This is a genomic window from Allosphingosinicella deserti (genome assembly GCF_003012735.1).
Taxonomy (GTDB): Bacteria; Pseudomonadota; Alphaproteobacteria; order Sphingomonadales; family Sphingomonadaceae; genus Allosphingosinicella; species Allosphingosinicella deserti.
Map to the genome: position 1 here is coordinate 715985 of NZ_PXYI01000002.1, position 20512 is coordinate 736496.

Annotated in this window: 19 protein-coding genes; 6 read left to right on the top strand and 13 right to left on the bottom strand. The window is 65.4% G+C overall.

The annotated features are described in order from the left end of the window. Position 1 precedes the first annotated feature (1 nt). The 7 genes from C7I55_RS07655 to C7I55_RS07685 all read right to left on the bottom strand — a co-directional run bounded on the left by C7I55_RS07655 (position 2) and on the right by C7I55_RS07685 (position 9286). Entirely contained in the window at positions 2-2197 is a 2196-nt protein-coding gene (locus tag C7I55_RS07655) for an ATP-binding protein (RefSeq protein ID WP_106512271.1), read from the bottom strand. Continuing rightward, entirely contained in the window at positions 2194-3609 is a 1416-nt protein-coding gene (locus tag C7I55_RS07660; RefSeq protein ID WP_106512272.1) for a glycosyltransferase family 2 protein, read from the bottom strand. Before C7I55_RS07660 ends, C7I55_RS07655 begins: the two co-directional genes overlap by 4 nt. Beyond that, positions 3606-4574 carry a HEAT repeat domain-containing protein gene (locus C7I55_RS07665; protein WP_146150954.1) on the bottom strand — a complete coding sequence of 323 codons (969 nt, stop codon included), beginning with the start codon at positions 4572-4574 and terminating at the stop codon, positions 3606-3608. The genes C7I55_RS07660 and C7I55_RS07665 overlap by 4 nt, the downstream gene beginning before the upstream one ends. A 59-nt stretch (positions 4575-4633) precedes the next feature. Next, positions 4634-5746, bottom strand: coding sequence for a YaiO family outer membrane beta-barrel protein (locus tag C7I55_RS07670; protein WP_106512274.1), 1113 nt, complete (start codon positions 5744-5746; stop codon positions 4634-4636). After that, positions 5743-6117, bottom strand: coding sequence for a response regulator transcription factor (locus tag C7I55_RS07675; RefSeq protein WP_106512275.1), 375 nt, complete (start codon positions 6115-6117; stop codon positions 5743-5745). The genes C7I55_RS07670 and C7I55_RS07675 overlap by 4 nt, the downstream gene beginning before the upstream one ends. A 25-nt stretch (positions 6118-6142) precedes the next feature. Next, positions 6143-6844 (bottom strand): response regulator transcription factor CtrA, encoded by a 702-nt coding sequence (gene ctrA / locus C7I55_RS07680; RefSeq protein WP_106512490.1) that lies wholly within the window; start codon positions 6842-6844, stop codon positions 6143-6145. A 276-nt stretch (positions 6845-7120) separates the two neighbouring features. Continuing rightward, positions 7121-9286 (bottom strand): ATP-binding protein, encoded by a 2166-nt coding sequence (locus C7I55_RS07685; protein ID WP_106512276.1) that lies wholly within the window; start codon positions 9284-9286, stop codon positions 7121-7123. 248 nt (positions 9287-9534) lie between these two features. Between C7I55_RS07685 and C7I55_RS07690 the strand changes: the two genes are divergently transcribed. The 5 genes from C7I55_RS07690 (at position 9535) to C7I55_RS07710 (ending at position 15026) form a co-directional block, all read left to right on the top strand. Further along, a complete protein-coding gene (locus tag C7I55_RS07690) occupies positions 9535-10335 on the top strand; it encodes a DUF1499 domain-containing protein (protein WP_106512277.1) in 801 nt (266 codons plus the stop codon). A 459-nt stretch (positions 10336-10794) separates the two neighbouring features. Further along, the gene (locus tag C7I55_RS07695; protein ID WP_408640588.1) at positions 10795-11784 is read left to right on the top strand and encodes an aldo/keto reductase; all 990 of its coding nucleotides are present in this window, start codon (positions 10795-10797) and stop codon (positions 11782-11784) included. A 428-nt stretch (positions 11785-12212) separates the two neighbouring features. Beyond that, complete coding sequence (locus C7I55_RS07700) at positions 12213-12767, top strand: GbsR/MarR family transcriptional regulator (RefSeq protein ID WP_199192756.1); 555 nt, start codon at positions 12213-12215, stop codon at positions 12765-12767. Between the two features lie 64 nt (positions 12768-12831). Then, positions 12832-13530, top strand: a complete 699-nt coding sequence (locus C7I55_RS07705) for a DUF4166 domain-containing protein (protein ID WP_106512278.1) — start codon at positions 12832-12834, stop codon at positions 13528-13530. After that, on the top strand, positions 13527-15026 hold the full coding sequence (locus tag C7I55_RS07710) for a TIGR01777 family oxidoreductase (protein ID WP_106512279.1): 1500 nt from the start codon (positions 13527-13529) through the stop codon (positions 15024-15026). The genes C7I55_RS07705 and C7I55_RS07710 overlap by 4 nt, the downstream gene beginning before the upstream one ends. A 332-nt stretch (positions 15027-15358) precedes the next feature. Here C7I55_RS07710 and rpsI read toward each other — a convergent pair whose 3' ends face one another. From rpsI to C7I55_RS07730, 4 genes are all read right to left on the bottom strand, one after another. Further along, a complete protein-coding gene (gene rpsI / locus C7I55_RS07715) occupies positions 15359-15940 on the bottom strand; it encodes a 30S ribosomal protein S9 (RefSeq protein ID WP_106512280.1) in 582 nt (193 codons plus the stop codon). After that, positions 15940-16419 carry a 50S ribosomal protein L13 gene (rplM, locus tag C7I55_RS07720; protein WP_106512281.1) on the bottom strand — a complete coding sequence of 160 codons (480 nt, stop codon included), beginning with the start codon at positions 16417-16419 and terminating at the stop codon, positions 15940-15942. Before rplM ends, rpsI begins: the two co-directional genes overlap by 1 nt. Positions 16420-16869: 450 nt before the next feature. Further along, positions 16870-17097 (bottom strand): helix-turn-helix domain-containing protein, encoded by a 228-nt coding sequence (locus tag C7I55_RS07725; RefSeq protein ID WP_106512282.1) that lies wholly within the window; start codon positions 17095-17097, stop codon positions 16870-16872. Further along, the gene (locus C7I55_RS07730; RefSeq protein ID WP_106512283.1) at positions 17097-17609 is read right to left on the bottom strand and encodes a DUF2975 domain-containing protein; all 513 of its coding nucleotides are present in this window, start codon (positions 17607-17609) and stop codon (positions 17097-17099) included. The genes C7I55_RS07725 and C7I55_RS07730 overlap by 1 nt, the downstream gene beginning before the upstream one ends. A gap of 78 nt (positions 17610-17687) precedes the next feature. On the opposite strand from C7I55_RS07730, the gene C7I55_RS07735 reads away from it, so the two are divergent. Continuing rightward, entirely contained in the window at positions 17688-19019 is a 1332-nt protein-coding gene (locus C7I55_RS07735; RefSeq protein ID WP_106512284.1) for a retropepsin-like aspartic protease, read from the top strand. Positions 19020-19032: 13 nt separating this feature from the next. Here the strand turns inward: C7I55_RS07735 and cutA are convergent, their stop codons facing one another. After that, a complete protein-coding gene (cutA, locus tag C7I55_RS07740) occupies positions 19033-19368 on the bottom strand; it encodes a divalent-cation tolerance protein CutA (protein WP_106512285.1) in 336 nt (111 codons plus the stop codon). Then, positions 19365-20414, bottom strand: a complete 1050-nt coding sequence (locus C7I55_RS07745; RefSeq protein WP_106512286.1) for a COX15/CtaA family protein — start codon at positions 20412-20414, stop codon at positions 19365-19367. The genes cutA and C7I55_RS07745 overlap by 4 nt, the downstream gene beginning before the upstream one ends. Positions 20415-20512 lie beyond the last annotated feature (98 nt).

The window sequence follows — 20512 nt, forward strand, 5'->3', positions numbered from 1 at the left end:
TTCAAGCGTCCGCGCCGTCCTCGCTCTCGATGGCTGGAAGCGCGAATTCAGGATCCCTGGCGGCCACCCTGAAGAGCTCAACGACTGCCTCGGAGACAGAGCCTTCGCGAACGGCATCTTCGAGGTCTCGCGCAGCATTCGAGAGTCGGATCAGGCCCAGCATGCCGGCCTGCGAAATAATCCTGTGTGCCGCAGCGCCGATTTTCTCCTGGTCTGTCGAACGTTCCGTCTGCGTCGCTTCCTCAGCCGCCCTCAGGGTTTCGCTCGTCTCCGCGATGAGCCCTTCGACATGGCGGCGGAGGCGCGCAGGCGGCAGCATAGCCTTTACCTCCTGGAAAACGGCACGATCGAACCAGATGCTCGTCTCTCGAGAGTCCGGCGCGACATTGCCGCCGAAGCTGCGGCCGGCGAGCGCTCCGGCGATCGCGGAATGCAGCTCTACCGGGCGGATCGGTTTCCCGATGTGCCCATCCATACCGGCATCCAGGAACTCCCTGATCTGAGCCGGCAGCACGTTTGCCGTCATTGCCAGGATCGGCGTTCCGGACGCAGCGCCGGGAAGCTCACGAATCCTCCGCGTCGCGGTGATGCCGTCCATGCGTGGCATCTGTATGTCCATGAGAATGAGGTCGTACAGGGTGGAACTCGCTGCTCGGACGGCAGCGATCCCATCGCCGGCTACGTCAATCTTGTGTCCGGCCCTCCCCAGGATCGCCTTGGCGAGTTCCTGATTCATCGGCAGGTCCTCGACGAGGAGGATGCGCGCTCCGAACACCTCCGGCGGCAGCTGCTCCGCCTCCTTGATGAGGTCATCTCTGCTGGCAATTGGCAGCCCGACCTCAAACCAGAATGAGGACCCCTCATTCGGCGTGCTCGAGAGTCCGACGCGACCGTTCATCAGTTCGATCAGCGTTTTCGAGATGCTGAGCCCGAGCCCCGTGCCGCCGTAGCGCCTCGTGATGGACGCGTCGGCTTGCACGAAAGGCTGAAAGAGCATTGCCTGCCGGTCAGGCGCGATGCCCGGTCCAGTGTCCGTTACGGTGACTCTCATGTCCTCGACGTTCTCATCCGCGCGTACCCGGGCGACATCGAGTGTGATCGATCCGGTGGCCGTGAATTTGACGGCGTTGTTCAAAAGGTTGAGTAGAACTTGCCGTAAACGGCTCTCATCGGCGAAATAAAAGCCCGTGAGCCTCGGATCAACTTCGACCCGAACCGCCAGACCCTTGAGCTCTGCACTGCTCCTGACGATAGAGACCGCATTATCGATGAAGGTTGCCAACGCAAACGGATGTGGCGACAGTTCAACGCGACCAGCTTCGATCTTGGAAAAGTCGAGGAGATCATTCACGACGGTCAGCAACATCGCTCCGGCATTCTGGATCATGCCGACCTTCTTGCGCTGTTGAACCAGCAAAGAGCTGTCTTCCGAGAGCAGATCCGCGAACCCGATGATGCTGTTGAGCGGGGTTCGAATCTCATGGCTCATCACAGCCAGAAAGTCGCTCTTGGCACGCGTGGCATTCTCGGCTCTGCTCCGCGCTTCCGCAAGTTGCCTTGCCCACTGCCTGGCGGGGCGAACCACGAGAGCCCAAGCGACGCCGAGGAGCAGCAGCGCCGCGAGACTGGTGGCAAGGTTGATCGCGAGGTACCGATTAGCCTCTTCCTGCGTGGCAGCAACGAAGGATCTGGAGCGTTCGCCAATCCTGGTGAGCGCAGAGCGGTACGCCCGCTCCAGCTCGAGGTAATCGGGTTCTTGCACGAGGCGGAGGGCATCTTCGCGTTGACCGTTGGTCACGAGTTTCAGCGCCTTGATTTGCTGCTTCGCAATCTGGTTCTCGGCCTGTTCGACGAGCATGAAGGTTGCCCGGTTCTCCGAAAGCTGAATGGCCTCGCGCAATATGCGCAGAGCCCCGCGGAGCCGGGGTTGGACATCCAGATATCGCCGGGCGTATGCCGGGTTGCCCGTCGCAACAGCCGCGTCAACGGCAAGCTCGGCCGTGTCACTAAGGTGTTGCACCCGTTCGGATGTCGTAAGAACCGTCAGTTGCGAGCTTGTGATCGTGCGGAGCCGCTTGCTCACCACCCACGTGGTTGCGCCAGAAACCACCGCGATGATGAGCATCGCAGCAACGGCGATGAGCACCGCTCGCACGGGAAAGCGCGGCACGAAAGACTCGGACGGATCATCGCTCACCGATCGCCGAAGCCTTTCCGCGTCATTTGCCCCCACCCCTGATGGCCGCGCAGGAACTGCCACCAGCCACGGATCCGCCAGAGATTTGCGAGTTGGCGATAGCCGAAGTTTTCCAGGACTGCGACAGCTGTGAGAATCGCGAGGTCTCGAGCCCGGGCGAAGCGACGCAGTTCCGCTTCCTCGAGGATGAGTGTGGCCACGCTGACAAAGACACCGAACGTGAAGGTCATGGCAATGAACGCCGCGAAATAGGCGGTGTTCAACGTGCCGAGGAGCCATAGCAGCGGGATGAGGAAGTATCCGAGGACCTCCACGACCGGGCCGACGACGTCGACCAGCAGGATGTGCCCGAAGCCGATGAAGCCGACGCGTCCATAGCGCGGATTGAACAACATCCTGCGGTGCCGGAAGAATGTTTCGAGCGCCCCCCGCTGCCATCGTGCTCTTTGTCGGCCCAGGATCGCGAAGCTTTCCGGTACCTCGGTCCAACAGACGGGTTCGGGGATGAAGGCGATGCGGTAGGGGCGCTTCTCCTCTCGGGCATGCCGATGAAGCTTGATCACGAGCTCCATGTCTTCCCCCACGGTGCCGTGGCTGTAACCGCCGACGTCGAGCGCTGCCTGGCGTTGGAAAAGCCCGAACGCGCCCGAGATCACCGTCAGCGCCTGCATCGCGCTGAGGGCCAGGCGCGCCATCAGGAACGCCCGGAGATATTCGACGATCTGCACCAGCGCGAGAAAGTTGCGGGGCAGCCCCACGCTGAGCACCTGGCCAGCGTGGATACGGCTGCCATTCGCTATCCGGATCGTACCTCCTACGGCGAGGGTCTGTCGTGGCTCCTCAACGAAAGGACGGACCGCGCGCAGCAAAGCATCCGGCTCCAGCAGGGAATCGGCGTCGATCGAACAGAAAAGCGGCGCCCGCGCGACATTGATCCCGGCGTTCAGGGCATCCGATTTCCCACCATTCTCCTTGTCGACGACCAGCAATCGCGGCAGCCGCGGACTCGCATAGAGGCCGCGGATCGGTGCGTGTTTGACTGCGAGATCATGGTAGCGTGCGACCGGAGCGAGCGCGAAATGGTCGAGCAAGGTCGCGAGCGTGCTATCCTTGGAACCATCGTTGATCACGACGATCTCGAAATCCGGATATTGCAGCGCCAGGAGGGAGTTCACGCTTTCGACGATCGTGACCTCCTCGTTGAACGCCGGCGCGAGCACGGCGATCGCCGGAGCCTCGTCGGCGTAGCGGCGCCACAGGATCGATGCTTTCGGAATGGGCGGACGGCGTCCGAGCGCGTAGCCTGCGAATATGAGCTGAACGATGTAGAAGGCCGTTTGAACCAGTCCAGTGGCGATCACCAGGATCGCGACCCAACCGGCTATTGTGGCGCCAGCGGTGGAGAACGTCATTCGGAGCGCCTCTCCGCAAGGATAGTGGCTGCAGCCGTGCGGGCCGGTTCCTGGTCGGATTCGGCGACGCGCTCCATCATGTCCACACCGATCTGGCCGAGCCGGAGCAGGGCTTCGCCGGCCCGCAGGCGAACCCAGAATACCTGATCGTGCAGAAGCGCGGCGAGGTTCGGTGCTGCCTCCGTCAAGGAAATGCGTCCCGCCGCCTCTGCGGCGGCTGCGCGCACTTCCCAGTTCGGGCTCAACAAGCCGGATGCGACCGGCTTTCGACCGGCTGGATGCCCGAAGTCCCCCAACGCCCGAAGATACCTGGGCAGATCGGGATCGTCCGCCGGCGCCGCACTCGCCAGGCGTGCTACGATGGGCACCAGGGAATAGTCTCCGGAAGCGGCCAGGATCTCGATCGCCGTCGCCTTGGCCCCCGGGGACACGGACTCGTCGAGTATGAGGGCTTTGAGTTCTTCCGGCTGGGCCTGGGCGATCTCTCGAAAGAGTGCACGCGTCAGAAGCGAGTTTTCTTTCGTGCCGATAGCGAGCATTTCGACGAGCTCTCGGGCCGGCGGGGCAGCGCGCACCTCCGCCAAGGCCAAAGCTGCGCTCAACCTGACCTCGGCGCTACGATCCCGGAGCGCGGCATGCAGATGCTGAATGGACCTTGCGTCGCCGAACTCGGCCAAAGCTTCGGTCGCCGACAAGCGCACCCGGGCCGAGCCGCTTCCGAGACGATGGCGAAGCCGCTCCGGCACCCCGAAGGACGTCGCTGTCGCGACGAACCGCTCGCGATCGGTTCCACGCACGAGGCGAATCAACTCAATGGACAAGTCCGTGATCGAACGCCGTGCCAGCCAGTCGATCTTCAGCGCCGGCCGGGAGCCGAGCAGAACAGGAACCAAGCGCTTCCTCTCTGCCTCACGGGCGCGCTTGAAACGGCCGAAGATCACCCGCCCTGCCAGCAGTCCGAACATGATGACCAACGCGCTCCCGGCGATCGCAAGGGACGCCCACCACAAGGCGAGCAATGTGGTCAAAAGCGGATGCCGAGGCCCATGCCGACCTGAGATCGGTCCGTTCCGGTTGCGCGATCTTCATGCGCGATGGACAAGCGAATGGTTGTGCGCTGGCTGATCGCCGCAGAGACTCCCGCGAAAAGGCTGAATGTGTCAGTCACCACACCTTCGCTCACGTCCGGGGCGTCGGCAGCTCCGGCGAACAGCCTGATGGCCTCGGTTGCGAGCACGTCAGCGCGGCCGAGCCAGCCCCATTGATGATTGCCCGCCTCATCGAAGATGTTGATCCAGCGGCCGCTAATCCATGCTCGACCGCCGAAGATGTACTGCTCCACGCCGGGTGAGACGGTCTGAATGTCGCCGGCGGCATAACGTGCCTGGCGGGCATCGAGGGTCACAGCGGTCGCGGCCGGCCCGCGTCGCACGCGCAGGGAGCCGCCGACGCCGATCTGCCATTCGGGGCGAAAGTCCGCATCGGGAGTGCCTCCGAGGCTCACATAGATGGCAGCATCGCTCGATAGCCTCTGGTCGAGGCGCAGCTCGCCATAGACGTCGCTGAACCCGAAGCGCCTGGATCCCTCCAGTCTGCCCGCAATGACCGTCGCCGGGCCTGCATTGTAGCCGAGCTGGACAGTCGCCTCCTTCCAATCGGGTCGGCCACTCCCCAAGGCGCTATAGCTGCCATCAATATCGAGCTGCCAGCGGTAAGGGAGGGCCGCCTCGCCGGCGCTGAGGGTGCTGATGAGATCACGCACCTCTTGATTGCTGCTGCTGATCGAACCGACCTGACGCCTTGCTTCGTCCAGGTCTCCTCTCCGTTGCGCGAGGCGCGCCAGTGCGATCCGTGCGTCGACGTAATCAGGCGCGATCTCGAGGGTCCGCGAGAGTGCGGCCTTTGCCTCTTCATCCCGATGGGCAGCTGATAGCGCGAGGCCAAGCTGCAGGTGAGCATCCGCATTCGCAGGCTGAGCTTCCACCACTTGGCTCAACAACTCCACGGCTCTTGCAATATCACCGGCGGTTCGAGCTGCAACGCCCTCTTCGTAGGCCTGCTCCGGCGCCAACGTCTGCGCGACCGCGGGTTGCGGAACCGCCAGCAATGCAGTCGCGACGAGCGCGTGGTAGCTCACTTCTGTCCCTCGAGCAGACGGCTGAGGCGGGCCACGAGCTCCTCCGGAATGAAAGGCTTCACGAGATAGTCGTTGGCGCCGAGCTCAAGAGCGCTGACGATATCCTGCTCCTGCTTGCGCGCGGTGAGCATGATGACGGGGACGGATTTGGTCGCTTCGTTCTCCCGGAGCCGGCGGAGCACCTCATAGCCGTCGATTACCGGCATCATGGCGTCGAGGATGATCGCGTCGGGAATGGCATCCGCGATGCGCTTCAGAGCTTCGCTTCCATCGTTGGCGATGACGACGTCGTAGCCGCGTGAACTAAGGCGATAATCGATGAGGTCGATCAGCAGATCGTCATCGTCGCAAACAAGAATAGAAATGCCCATGATTCACACCTGATGACGGTATAGGTTAAGCGGCCCGCGGCTGCTCCACTTCATCGGGATCGTTCAAGGCGTAGCCGCGGCCCCATACGGTCTCGATGTAATTTTCGCCGCCGCAGGCGAGGGAGAGCTTCTTGCGGAGCTTGCAGATGAAGACGTCGATGATCTTCAGCTCCGGCTCGTCCATGCCGCCATAGAGGTGGTTGAGGAACATTTCCTTGGTGAGGGTCGTGCCCTTGCGGAGCGAGAGCAGCTCCAGCATCGCATATTCCTTGCCCGTCAGGTGCACGCGGGCGCTGTCGACCTCGACCGTCTTGGCGTCGAGATTGACGGCGAGCTTGCCGGTGCGGATGACCGACTGGCTGTGCCCCTTGGAACGGCGGACGACCGCATGGATGCGGGCGACGAGTTCGTCGCGGTGGAACGGCTTGGTGACGTAATCGTCGGCACCGAAGCCGAGCGCGCGCACCTTGGAATCCATCTCGCTGATGCCGGACAGGATCAGCACGGGCGTGCCGACCTTCGCCATGCGCAGCTTCTTCAGCACGTCGTAGCCGTGCATGTCCGGAAGGTTGAGGTCGAGCAGGATGATGTCGTAATCATACAGCTTGCCGAGATCCAAACCCTCTTCGCCAAGATCTGTCGTATAGACGTTGAAGCCTTCGGCCCCGAGCATCAGTTCGATGCTCTTCGCCGTGGTCGGCTCGTCTTCGATCAGCAACACGCGCATTGCTTTACCCTTATTGTCTTGGAAGCCGACGGCGTGCTCCGCGAGCGCACTGGCGGCCATCCGTTACTCCGTCCAGATGTGAACGATGAAGGTTAACGGCGCATTTCGCCGCATTAAGATATCTCCCTCGGGCCTGGTCTTCCGTCACCGCCATCTTCCGTCGACGGCTCCGAGGACCGACATCAAGCCCTCCGGCCAAAGAGGCGACCACAGCGGGTCGTTAGTGACAATAAGCTCGCGGCAAGGCGTGGCAATCCAGAGGTAAGCCCTGCTGGGTCAGCAAGCCTCGCGCAGGGTCTGGGCAAATTCGGCGACCAATGCGGCGCGATCGCTTCCCGTCGAAGCTTCCAATGCCGTTTCAAGTTCGGAGGCCTTCGCCCCGAGCTCCGGTTCGGCGAACATGCCGGCCGATCCTGCAAGCTTGTGAAGGAAGATTTGCAGCTGCTCGATCGCGGCATCGTCCAACCCCTCTGCGGCATGGAGGCGGTCCGCGAACCGGAGCAGTTCGACTTTCCGCGCTTCATATTTCGCCTGCAGGGCTGGGCTGACCGGCGGCTGGTCGGTTTGGTCTTGTTTCCGAGACTCGCCGGACGTCCACTTCCTGATCGTGGAATTCAGCAACGCCATTTGCACGGGTTTCGTGACGTGCGCTTGCATGCCCGCCGCAAGGCACGCCGCAATGTCGTCGGGGTAAGCATTCGCTGTCAAAGCGACAATGGGCAGGTCTTCTGCCGCTATGCCAGCAGCTCGGATCGCCTGAGTGGAGGTGATACCATCCATGACGGGCATCTGCATGTCCATGAGGACGAGCTGATGTGGCAACCCTTGCTCTGACGCCGCAATGACGGAGGCAAAGGCCTGCGCGCCGTCGGACACCGTGGTGACGCTGTGGCCCAAATGGGCCAGCATGGCTTGCATCAGTTCCTGATTCACGTCGTGATCCTCTGCCAGCAGGATGCGCACGGGGCCGCCTGAGATCAGTTGGCTCGGAACGGAGAGCTCGCTCCGCGCAGCTTTTTCAGCGCGCTCGATCGGGAGAAGGAGGGTGAAAACGGTGCCGACGCCGATCTCACTTTCAAAGGTGAGCGATCCGCCCATCAGCTCGGCCAGCCTTTTGCTGATCGAGAGCCCGAGGCCGGTCCCGCCGAAGCGGCGGGCGGTTGACTGCTCAGCCTGGACGAACTGGTCGAACACCGCGGCATGGCGATCGGGTGCGATGCCGATACCGGTGTCCGCCACCTGAACCTCGAGAACGCTCCTGCTGCCATCATGATTGACGCGGGCACTGAGTGTAACACGACCTTCGTGCGTGAATTTGATCGCATTGCCAAGAAGGTTCAGCACGATCTGGCGTACACGCAAGCCATCAAGCGTGGCGAACTGAGGCACACTGGCGGCGGTGTGGCATTCAAGATCGATATGCTTCTGCGATGCGGCAGGCTGCAGAAGCTTGACGCAATTCTTCAGCTTGTGATGCAGATCGACAGCTTCAGGCGAGATCTGGATCTGCCCCGCATCGATCTTCGAGATGTCGAGTATGTCATTGAGAAGGCGCATCATCGCCTTGCCCGAGTCAGCAATCATCTGCGCTTGACGTCTCTGCTCCGGGTCGAGCTTGCTTCCAAGAAGCAGATCGGTGAACCCGAGTACGCCGTTCATCGGGGTTCGTATCTCATGGCTCATGTTGGCCAGAAAATTGGATTTGCTCTCCGCAGCCGCTTCGGCATTGGCCCGAGCGGCAACGAGTTCAGCCTCGAGCCGCTCTCGCCTGGCGAGATCCTGCTCGAGCTGCAGATTCAGATCCCTTAACGTGGTCATCCGTTCCCGGCGCTCTCGCGCAAGGATCAGCCCCAGTATCAGGAGGAGAATTGCGCAACCTACGACTGCGATTTCCGCCTTTGCCTCAAGGCGAGAGAAGGTGGTCTGGCGTTTCTTGAGGAGCCTTCGCTCCTGGCTGTCGGCCTCTTCGATCATCTGGGTCCATCGCGCCTGTCGGAGCTTGTTCTCAGGACTGAGTGCGACGGCGGCTGCGTCCTGAGGGCGTCCCTGCGCGGCCAGCTCGAGGATACGCTTCGTTACCTGGACTCGCTCCTCGTACAACGTTCGCAGCTTGATCGATCGCCTATATTGGGCCGGGTTGTCCGCAGTGGCCTTGAGCAGAATGTCCAGTTCACGCCCTGCGTCCTGTTGAAGCTGGCTGGCCTCCGCTCGGAGCGCGGGCGATCCACCGAGGACAAATCCGCGCTTCTGCACCTCTGCTCGAAGCATGAGGACGCGGGTCTTGGAAAGCTGGTCAGCGACCTGGAACGTATGGCTGACCCACCCCTCGGCAGCCCGCTTCTCGGCGACCAGAAACACGATCAGACCACAGCCTGTGAAGAGCAGGATGAGGCAGCCCGCGATGAGCGCACGCGTGGATATGTTTGGGAAGCGCATGACCATTCAAAAATACTGTTTGTTCATCATAGGATGATTTTTCCGGCGGAGGCGCCGGAACGGAGAATGGTGCTCCTCAGGAGTGCAGACCGGATGCGGTCCGGGATGCGCTCTTCGGATCGTGTGGAGGCCGTGCGGTGAACCTCGACGCACTTTCCTTCAGGCAAGGCGAGATGCTCCGCTCCCCCTTTGTGTGGATGCTCTTGCCGTCGCTCCCGCTTCGGGGCACGATGCGTCGAAACGGGAGGCAGGACATGGCGACGACATCGGGAACGGCGGGCCGCGCGAAGCGCGACTGGGCGCGCTTGGTGACGTGGGGTGCCCTGCTGTTCGGCGTGGGCGGCGTGCTCGTGGCGCTGATCGCCTCGCTCGGCGCCGGGCGGGAGCTCTGGCATTTCTCCGTGGCGTTCGGCGTGCTGCGCTACGCCTTCTTTGCGGCGATTGCGGGGGCGGTGTTCGGGATCGTCGGGCTGGTGCTCGCGCGGCGCGCGCGGAAGGGCAATCTGCTGCTCGCCAACCTGGTGGCCCTGGTCGTGGCGCTCGGCTTCGTGCTCTTCCTCGGCTCGCTGATCCGGCAGGCGCGGAGCGTGCCGGCGATCCACGATGTCGCGACCAATCTCGACGATCTGCCGCAATTCCGCACGCTCACCGTGCGCGCCGACAATCTCGAGAAGATTCCCGACATGGACCGTCCGGAACTGAAGGCGCTGGCGCCCGAGGCGCGGTGGAAGGCGATCCACCGCGAGGCCTATTCGGATCTGCAGACGCTCAGGCTGGCCGCCAGTCCGGAAGATGCGATTCGGCGGGCCGAGGCTCTGGCCCGCGATCGCGGCTGGACGGTCGCCAAGTCGGATCCCGCCGGCGGCACGCTCGAGGCGACTTCGACCAGCACCTTCTTCCGCTTCAAGGACGATGTCGTCGTCCGGGCACGGCCGGCGCCGGGCGGCGGCAGCCTGGTCGACATGCGCTCGATCAGCCGGGTCGGCGGCAGCGACGTCGGCATGAATGCGAAACGGGTGCGGGCCTTCATGGCGGACCTCGCGAAGCAGGGCTGATCGAAGTTCCGGCCTGGCCGGTTCGAAATGCCTGCCGTGGGGTACTCGCCCGCGGGGACTTGAGGGCGTCGAGTCCTGACCGGCGTGACCTCGTCAGCGCGCGGGGCTGCCCCGGAGGAACGCGTCACGACTGCGATGTCCTGCCACGCATCAGGCGCGTTTTGACGCCAAGACCGCGATGCGCGCGAAGGGTGCGGGAAACGGCGGCACCCTTCGTCATTCCAGCGGAAGCTGGACTCTTCAAGAGATGGGCATTGGAGCTGATGCGGAGCGCGGCGCCTCCTTCTGTCTGAGGCCCCAGCTTTCGCTGGGATGACGGCGTGGAGCGGAGGGACTTGCGGGTGGGCGCGAGTGCTTTCTCGACAGCGCCGAACGGGCGGGCGCGCAAACCCAGAGGTTCGCCGGGGAGCCGGATCGACCGCCGCTCGTTGCTTGCGCGAAGCGGGAAGGAGCCTCCAGATGATCACAAGACGTATGCTCGGCACCAGCGGCCTCGAAGTGTCGGCGCTCGGGCTCGGCTGCATGGGCATGTCCGAATTTTACGGGGCCGGTGACGAACGGGAGTCGATCGCCACCATCCACCATGCGATCGATCGGGGCGTCGACTTCCTCGACACCGCCGACATGTACGGAGTCGGGCGCAACGAGGAACTGATCGGCAAGGCGATTGCGGACCGGCGCGATGCGGTGGTGCTGGCGACCAAGTTCGGCAATGTCCGCGGCGAGGACGGCAGCTTCGGCGGCATCTGCGGCACGCCGGATTATGTCCGCTCGGCCTGCGAGGCGAGCCTCAAGCGGCTCGAGGTCGAGACGATCGACCTTTACTATCAGCACCGCGTCGATCCGGACGTGCCGATCGAGGAGACGGTCGGCGCGATGGCCGAGCTGGTGCGGGAGGGGAAGGTCCGCTTCCTCGGCCTCAGCGAGGCGGCGCCGGAGACGATCCGCCGCGCCCATGCGGTGCATCCGATCGCGGCGCTGCAGACCGAATATTCGCTGTGGAGCCGCGATGCGGAGGCGGGGCTGCTGCCGGCGGTTCGGGCGCTCGGCATCGGCTATGTCGCCTACAGCCCGCTCGGGCGCGGCTTCCTCACCGGCCAATTCAAGACCTCCGACGATTTCGCGCCCGACGACTGGCGCCGCAACCACCCGCGGTTCAGCGGCGGCAATTTCGAAAAGAACCTCGCCCTCGTCGGCGAGATCGAGGCGATCGCGGCGGAGAAGGGCTGCACCGCGGCACAGCTCGCTCTCGCCTGGGTGCTGGCCCAGGGTGACGACGTCGTGCCGATCCCGGGCACGCGCCGCACCGCGCGCCTGGACGAGAATATCGGGGCACTCGACGTCGTGTTGACGACGGAGGATCTGGCGCGGATCGACCGCGTGCTTCCGCCGGGCGCGGCTGCCGGCGAGCGCTATCATGCCCAGGGGATGGCGACGCTGAACGGGTAGCGGCGCCGGGCCCCGCTCGGATGTATCGTGGCACCGCTACAAGGCCTGGTCGGCCGTGCGTCGTCTCGAGCGTTGGAGCTGGGTGAGGACGGGGACCCGGCTGCGTCTGGATCAGCACGCGCCCATAAGACGGTGAAGGTGAGGGGTTCGACAGGCTCTGCCCGAACGGAGCAGAGAGGGTTCGATGGAGCCTGATGATGAGAGCTCCGCATCCGGCAATCTCACCGGTATCCCCAGAACCGTTCGGGCTGATGAATGGGTTGCTTGATCCCCCGGACCAAGCGTGGGGGCCCCATCATTGTCGAAACCCTCCTCTCCTCTCTCCTGGCTCGTCGACGCGTGCGCTTGCGCGAATATGCCGCCTTGACAATCCGCGCCTGATGTCGGAAGTTTCTGTCGTGACAGAAATATCCGTTCCGAGTCGCACGATGCCGCCCGCGGTGGAGCGCTTCGTTTTGCAATGGGGCGACATGGGCGGGCAGTGGGGCGTCAACCGTTCGGTCGCGCAGATCCATGCCTTGCTGTATCTCGCCGAGCGGCCGCTGACGGCCGAGGACATTGCCGAGACGCTCGGCATCGCGCGGTCCAACGTCTCCAACAGCCTGCGCGAGCTGCAGGGGTGGAAGCTGATCCGCCGGGTGCCGGTGCTCGGCGATCGGCGCGACCATTTCGAGGCGGAGACGGATCTCTGGGAGATGGCGAGCCGGATCGCGCAGGGGCGCAAGGAGCGCGAGATCGATCCCGCTGCGGCCGCCATCCGCGCCTGCCGCACCGACGCCGAGGCAGATGCGGGGGTGAGCGGCGTCGCCCGTGAGCGGCTGGCGGCGATGGACGATTTCGTGACCTCGCTGACTCGGTGGCACGACCAGATGCTCGGCGTTCCCGCGCCCAAGCTGATGGCGCTGATCCGGATGGGCGCGAAGGTGGCGAGCCTGGTCGGCTTCGGGCGCGGCAAGGCGTCGAACGATACGGAAAGCGGCTGAGGAGAGCCCCCTTTTTTGAGCGCATATTTCCGTCTTTACAGAAATAACAAGAAAGGAGGAAGCGATGACCGGCACATGCGCAGTAACTGCGACGCGGAGTGCCGTGCCGTCGCCGGCGACAGCGGAGGCGCAGGCCGCTCTGGGGGACATCCGCTTCCGCCGCCTGGTCGGCGAGGACGGCTGGGACAGGCTTCCGGAGGCGGTGCGCGCCCGCTTCGCCCGGCGCGCCGCCAGCGGCCGCACCATCCTCTATGCCGGGTCGATCGTGGAGGCACGGATGAGCCGGATCGGCTGGTGGCTCGCCCAGGCGGCGCGGCTGGTCGGCGCGCCCCTGCCGCTCGGCTGCGACACCCAGGTGCCGGCGGTGGTGAGTGTGACAGAGGATCCGTCCACCGGCGGCCAATGCTGGACCCGGATCTACGGCCGCGCCCGCGGCTTCCCGCAGGCGATCCACAGCGCCAAGAGGTTCGCCGGACCGACGGGGCTGGAGGAATATCTCGGGCTCGGCTTCGGGATCGCGCTCGTGTTGCGCGTCGAAGACGGCGCGCTGCATTTCGACAGCGATCATTATTTCCTGCGGTGCGGCGCGTTTCGCCTGCGCATCCCGGCGTGGCTCGCGCCCGGGCACATGCGGGTCAGCCATGCAGACGTCGGCGACGGCCGCTTCACCTTCGTCCTCAGCCTTCACCACCCCTGGTTCGGCGCGCTCGTCCACCAGGTGGGCCTGTTCCACGAGCGACCCGAATTGGGAGACGCGGCATGACCGACCTGCTCTGGACCCTCGTCGCCATCCAGATGGTGATGGGCGCGACCGACACCTTCCTGCACCATGAAGGGATCGAGCGGCTCGCCTGGCGCCCGTCCCAGCGTCGCGAGTTGCAGCTCCACGGAATCAGGAACCTCGCTTACGGGGTGGCGTTCGGCACGCTCGGCTGGACGATGCCGCAGGGGGCCTGGGCGATCGCCCTGCTCGGCCTGCTGTTCGCCGAGTTGATCATCACCTTGTGGGACTTCGTCGAGGAGGACCGGACCCGACGCCTTCCCGCTAGCGAGCGGATCCTCCACACCTTTCTGACCCTCAACTATGGCGCGATCCTCGCCTTCGTGACGCCGGTGCTGATCGGCTGGGCATCGAAGCAGACGTCCATCGCGGGCATGTCCTACGGCCTTTGGAGCTGGATGTGCGCGCTGGCGAGCCTCGGCACCCTCGTCACCGGCGTGCGCGATCTCGCCGCGGCCGCGCGCACCCAGCGGCTCGCCGAGAGCGACGCGGCCCGGCTTGCCGCGGGGCTCGCACCGGGGATGGCGGTGCTCGTCACCGGCGGCACCGGATTCGTCGGACGGCGCCTGGTCGGCGCTCTGGTGGCGGCCGGTCATGACGTGACCGTGCTCACCCGGCGCCCCGACAGCGCGTCGGCGCTGCCGGCGCCGATCCGGATCGTCACCGATCTCGCGCAAGTCGGCGCCGACGCGCGGATCGACGCGATCGTCAATCTTGCCGGCGAGCCGATCGGCGACGGCCTGTGGACCGAGGCGAAGCGCGCGCGGATCGTCGACTCCCGGGTCGCGGTCACCTCCGCGATCGGCCGCCTGATCGATCGGCTCGCGCACAAGCCGGAAGTGTTGGTCAGCGGCTCCGCGATCGGCTGGTACGGGCTGCGCGGAGACGAATATGTCGACGAGAGCGATCCCGGCACCGAAAGCTTCTGCCGGGAGGTGTGCACCGCCTGGGAAGCCGCCGGCGCCAGGGCTGCGGCGGGGCGGGTCCGCCTCGTCTGCCTGCGCATCGGGCTGGTGCTCGGGCGCGAGGGCGGCGTGCTCAGCCGGATGCTGGCGCCGTTCGAATTCGGACTCGGCGGCCGCTTCGGCGACGGGCGCCAGATGATGAGCTGGATCCACCGCGACGATCTCGTCCGCCTGATCGTCCGCGCCCTCGCCGATCCGCGCTTCGAGGGGCCGCTCAACGGCACCGCGCCGCAGCCGGTCGAGAACAGGGGTTTCGTGCGTGCGCTCGGGCGTGCGTTGCACCGGCCGGCGATCCTGCCGGTGCCGGCCGCGCCCTTGCGCTTCGTGCTCGGCGCGTTCGCCGACGAATTGCTGCTGGGCGGCCAGCGGGTTCTGCCGGCACGTGCCTTGGCGCTCGGCTTCCGCTTCGACTATCCCCGGATCGACGATGCGCTCGCGGAGATCGTCGGACGCCGGGCGGAGGCGCCGCGTCCGCACATCCGCCGGCGTCCCGAGGCGGGGCTGCTGCGCTGAGGGGGACGGGCGGGGCGGTCCTGTCGCATGGCAGATGGGGCACGGCGGGGTTTCAGGGCAGGACGCCCCCTCTTTCTCATCATTCCAGCGGAAGCTGGGATCTCCCGGAGGACCCGCGTCGGCGCGGATCAAGCGCGCGGTGCCTCTTCCGGCCTGGGATCCCGGCTTTCGCCGGGATGACGAGAAGGGGCAGGGAGATGACGGGAAAGCTGGGACGACGGTGGGGTGTGAACGACGAGCGCCGAACTCAAAGAAAAAGGGCCGCCCCGAAGGACGACCCTCTTCCTGCTCTGTCTCGCTCGCCTCGAAGTGCCACTTCGAGGCGGAAGCCTTTAACGCTTCGAGAACTGGAAGCTGCGGCGTGCCTTGGCGCGGCCGTACTTCTTGCGCTCGACGACGCGCGGATCGCGGGTCAGGAAGCCGGCGCGCTTCACCGTGGTGCGCAGTGTAGGCTCGTAGCGGGTGAGCGCGGTCGAGATGCCGTGACGGACGGCACCGGCCTGGCCGGAGAGACCGCCGCCCTTGACGGTGGCGACGACGTCATACTGGTCGCGGCGCTCGGTGATGTCGAACACCTGGTTGATGATCAGACGCAGGGTCGGACGGGCGAAATAGACGGTCTGATCACGGCCGTTGACGATGATCTTGCCGGTGCCGGGCTTCAGCCACACGCGGGCAACGGCGTCCTTGCGGCGGCCGGTCGCGTAGGCGCGGCCCTGCTTGTCGAGCTGCTGCTCGCGAAGGATCGCCTGGATCTGCGGACCCTGGGTGGCGACGCCATGCTCGTTGGAGATCGGCGCTTCAGCTTCTTCCGAAGCAGCTTCGACCGGAGCGTCGGCCGCGGCCGGGGGAGCCGCCTGGGCGGCGCCGGTCAGCTGGGCGAGATCGGCGAGGGATTGACGATTGTCGGACATCAGGCACCCACCTTGTTCTTGCGGTTCATGCCCGCGACGTCGAGGGTTTCGGGGTTCTGGCCGGCGTGCGGATGCTCGGTGCCGGCATAGAGGTGGAGGTGGCGCATCTGCTCACGGCCGAGCGGCCCACGCGGAATCATGCGCTCGACGGCCTTTTCGAGTACTCGCTCCGGGAAGCGGCCTTCGAGGACCTTGCCGGCGGTGACGCTCTTGATGCCGCCGGCATAGCCGGTGTGGCGATAATAGACCTTGTCGCCGAGCTTCTTGCCGGTGAAACGGACCTTGTCGGCATTGATCACCACGACATGATCGCCGATGTCGGCGTGCGGGGTGAACAAAGCCTTGTGCTTGCCGCGCAGCAGATTGGCGATGATCGTGGCGACACGGCCGACGACCAGGCCTTCGGCATCGATGAGATGCCATTTCTTCTCGACCTCGGAGGCCTTGGCGGCCTTGGTGGTCTTCATCAGCGCCTTCATGGGCCCCAACTCCGTAACGAGGCACGCCGGATGACGCGCCCACCTGAAATGAACCGCGCCGCCCGAGGCTTTCACCGGGGGCGGCGCTGACGAGCGGCCAAATGGCAGGAGAGGGGTTTTAAGTCAAGAAAAACCGCGGCTTTGACGAAAGGTAAAATAATACCATCTCGATTTTGCCCTTCATGGGAAGGCGGGAAAAGGCCGCCGGCTTCCGTGCTTCTGCTCAGGCCGGCTCGACCGGGAGCGAGGGCAGAAGGCGCTTGGATCACGCAAAGCCGCAAAGCCGCCAAGGGGTTGGCGCGTCGCTTCTCTCCGGCCCGATCCCAATCAACGGCGATGCAGACAAATGCGGGGAGCCGAAGGGAGATCACGCTTCGGGTCTTTACGTGAACAACGCTTCTTCTTGTTCGCAGGCAACGGGCGCGTTTTGTTCGTAGGCAACGGGCGCGTTCAGTCGTCCGCGGCAGGGGGCAGGGTGCGGTCGAATTCGAGCAGGTCGCCGGGCTGGCAATCGAGAAAGTCGCAAATCTTTTCCAGCGTCTCGAAGCGGATGCCCTTCACCCGGCCCGACTTGAGCAGCGACAGATTGGCCTCGGTGATGCCGACGTGGGCGGCGAGCGCCTTGGAGCGCACCTTGCGGCGGGCGAGCATGACGTCGAGCCGGACGACGATCCGCATCAGATGATCTGCCGGTGGTCGTCGGCGATCCGCTGGGCTTCGCCGAACAGGCGGGCGATGAAGAAGAGCAGGGCGCTGACCAGCAACGCGAAAAAGTCGCCGCTCTCGAACGACAAGGTCACGCTGAGGCTGTCGCCGCCGCCGACCAGACCGCCGGCGAGCTCGAACAGCGGCGGCCCGACGATCGACGCAACCGACGAGACCAGCACCCAGAAGGCGAAGCCGCGCAGATCGGCGATCGTGCCCCGCGTGAACGCCTCGCCGGCCTCGATCCCGCGAAGCATGGCGAGCAGCCGCCACAGACCAAAGCAGAACGGGAGGCCGGAGAGCAGGGCGCCGGCGGTCTCCGCGGAAGGCGCGCTGCCGGAGGTGCTGAAGCGCACCCCCTCGATGCCGCCGAGCAGCATGGCCGCGCCGGCCAGGACGATCAGCAGGACCGTGGCGAGCATTCCGATGACGGTGCCGATCCGCATTCGCCGCGCGCCAGCGGCCAGCCGGTTTTCAGATTTCATATTGCTTCAGCCAAAAAGATTATCGTATTGCGAAAAGACGTAATTGATTGACGATGAGCTTACAGGAGATACGCGGTCATGCCCAGAGCCTCTTCCCACATCCTGCTGTCCCTGCTCTCGGACGCGGCGCTCGCCTGCGCCGGCCTGATCGGCATCGCGCCCGCGCCGGCGGCCGCCTCCGCCGCGGTGGAGGCCGATGCGCTCGACGCGGCGATCCTCTCGGCGCGGATCGGCGCGACCGCGCCGCTCGAGGGCCTTCTTGCCGGCGCCGATCTCGAACCCGCAGCGCGTGCGCTTGGCGAAGCGCAGCTTGCCGCAATCCGCCGCGGCGGTGCCGGGCCCGCCGCGGCGCTGGCGCGCTATTTCGCGCTCTCCGACCCGGATCGGGGCCGGCGCGCGCGGGCGCATGAGATCGCCACCGAGGTCGCGTTCTCGGCGGAGGAGTATGCCGAGGCGATGCGCCAGGCCGACGCCTTTCTGTCCCTCAAGCCGGACCGCCCGGCCAAGCAGCTCGACAGCATGCGGCAGACCCGACAGGTCGCCGCCATCCTCGCTGCCGCGCCGGTCCAAAGCGTGTCGCGGATCGAGGCCGCTCTGTCGACCCAGGGGGCGCGGGACAAAGTCGGGTTGCTTCGCGTGCCCATGAAGATCGGCGCGGCGCAGGCGCAGGCGCAGGCGGTGGTCGATACCGGTGCCAACCTCTCGGTGGTCAGCGCCGCCACCGCCAGGAGGCTCGGCCTGAGGATGCTGGACGGAGAGGCGGCCGTCGGCAATTCGATCGGTAGCGACGTGCCGGTGCGGATCGGCATCGCCGCGCAAGTCGACGTCGCCGGCGCGACGTTGCACAATGTCCCGTTCGCCGTGCTCGCCGATTCCGCGCTCGATTTCCCGATGGTGCCCGGCGGCTATGCGATCGAAGCGATCGTCGGGCTGCCGGTGCTGCGGGCCCTCGGCCGCGTGACGTTCGGGCCGGGTGAGCGCCTCACCGTCGAGGCGGCGCCGAACCGCCCGGCTGCCGCACCGAACCTCCTGCTAATCGGCAACGATCCCTATGCCGAGGTCGTCATCGCCGGCCGGCCGCATCCGCTGTTCGTGGATAGCGGGGCGGTCAGCAGCGTGCTCTATCGACGGTTCGCGGCGGAGCGCCCGGACCTCCGCCCGGCCGACGCCGGCAAGACGCAGGGCAAAGGCGGGGTTGGGGGGACCACCACGGTGCGGGTGGCAAATCTCGGGCCGCTGCCGGTCGCGATCGGCGGCGCCGCGGCGGAGATGAAGACCATCGATGTGGAGCTTGCCGACGATGCCAATGCCGAGGAACGCTACGGCGTCCTCGGCAACGATATCCTGCGCGCGTTCAGGAGCGTCACCTTCGATTTCCGTCGCGGCACCCTTGAGGCCGAGCCGAGATGAGGGCGGCCCACGTTCAGCTCGGGCGGGTCTCGTCCAGCACCCATTTCGCGTAGCCGGGCGTCGCCGCCGATATCGGCCATATCGCCGCCGCCGGAAGGTCGTAGCTGTGGAGTTCGGCAAGCCGACCGATCAGTGCCTCCGCCTGCTCGGCAGCGGTCTTGAACAGCGCGGCGACTTCGGTCGCGTCCTCGATCCTGCCGTCCCAGCGGTAGAGGGATCGGCACGGCCCGAGGATGTTGACGCAGGCGGTAAGCCGTTCGTCGATCAGAATGCGCGCGATCCGCGCTGCTTCCTCGTCCGACGCGAACACGGCGTAGACGGTGACGATCTGCTGAGGCGCGTCGCTCATCCGCCGCTCGGACCGGAACGATCGCTGGTGGCGCCGCTCTGATCGTCCGTCACGCCGAGGCGGTGGCCGGTGGCGACCATCGTGCCGAGCAGGACCACCGCCATCGCCTGGTGGCCGGCCGCGATGCTGATGTCGACTCCGCTGAGCAGTGTCGCGATACCGAGCAGGATCTGCACGCCGACCGCGGCGAGCAGGGCGAAGGCCTCGGTGCGAAGGCCGCGTCGCCACGCCGCGCGGGCGAAGAGAGCAGCAGCAAGCGCGACGCCCCAGGCGAGCCAGCGATGGACGAACTGCACCATGATCGGATTGTCGACGAAATTGCGAAGATACGGGTCGAGCATCGGGGTTGCCGCCGGAAACCATTCGTCGCCCATCTTCGGCCAGCTCGAATAGGCATAGCCCGCGTCGAGCCCCGCGACATAGGCCCCGAACAGCAATTGCAGCGCGAGCGCGGACAGCGCCCAGATCGCGATCGTCGGCATCCGTGCCGGCTTCGCCGCAGGATCGTCCGCCAGCCTTCGCAGATCGAGCGCCACCCAGACCAGAGACGCGAAGATCAGCAGCGCGTTGAGCAGGTGGACGGCGAGGCGGATGTGGCTGACGTCGGGACGATCGACGAGGCCGGACGCGACCATCCACCAACCGATCGCCCCCTGCAGGCCGCCGAGCGCGAGCAAGGCCACCAGCTTCCAGCCATAGCCCGCGGGAATCGCTTTCCGCAGCCAGAACCAGAGCAATGGCAGCGCGAAGGCGAGGCCGATGACCCGGCCGAGCAGCCTGTGAACATATTCCCAGAAATAGATGTTCTTGAACTCGGACAAGGTCATGCCCGAATTCACCTGCTTATATTGCGGGCTCTGGCGATAGAGATCGAACTCCTCCTGCCAGGCTTCCTCGCCGAGCGGCGGGATCGTGCCGGAGACCGGCTCCCAGCGTACGATCGACAGGCCCGATTCGGTGAGCCGGGTGACTCCGCCGACGACGACCATCAGGAAAACGAGCGCGGCAACGGCGAGCAGCCAATTGGAAATCGGCCGGGGGCGCATGGGGGGGCGGCGGAGCGGGGAGCGGCGGCGGTGGCCATCATGGCGCCATATGGCTCCAGGATGGACGAAATCCAATGCAACTTTTTCGGGTATGTAAT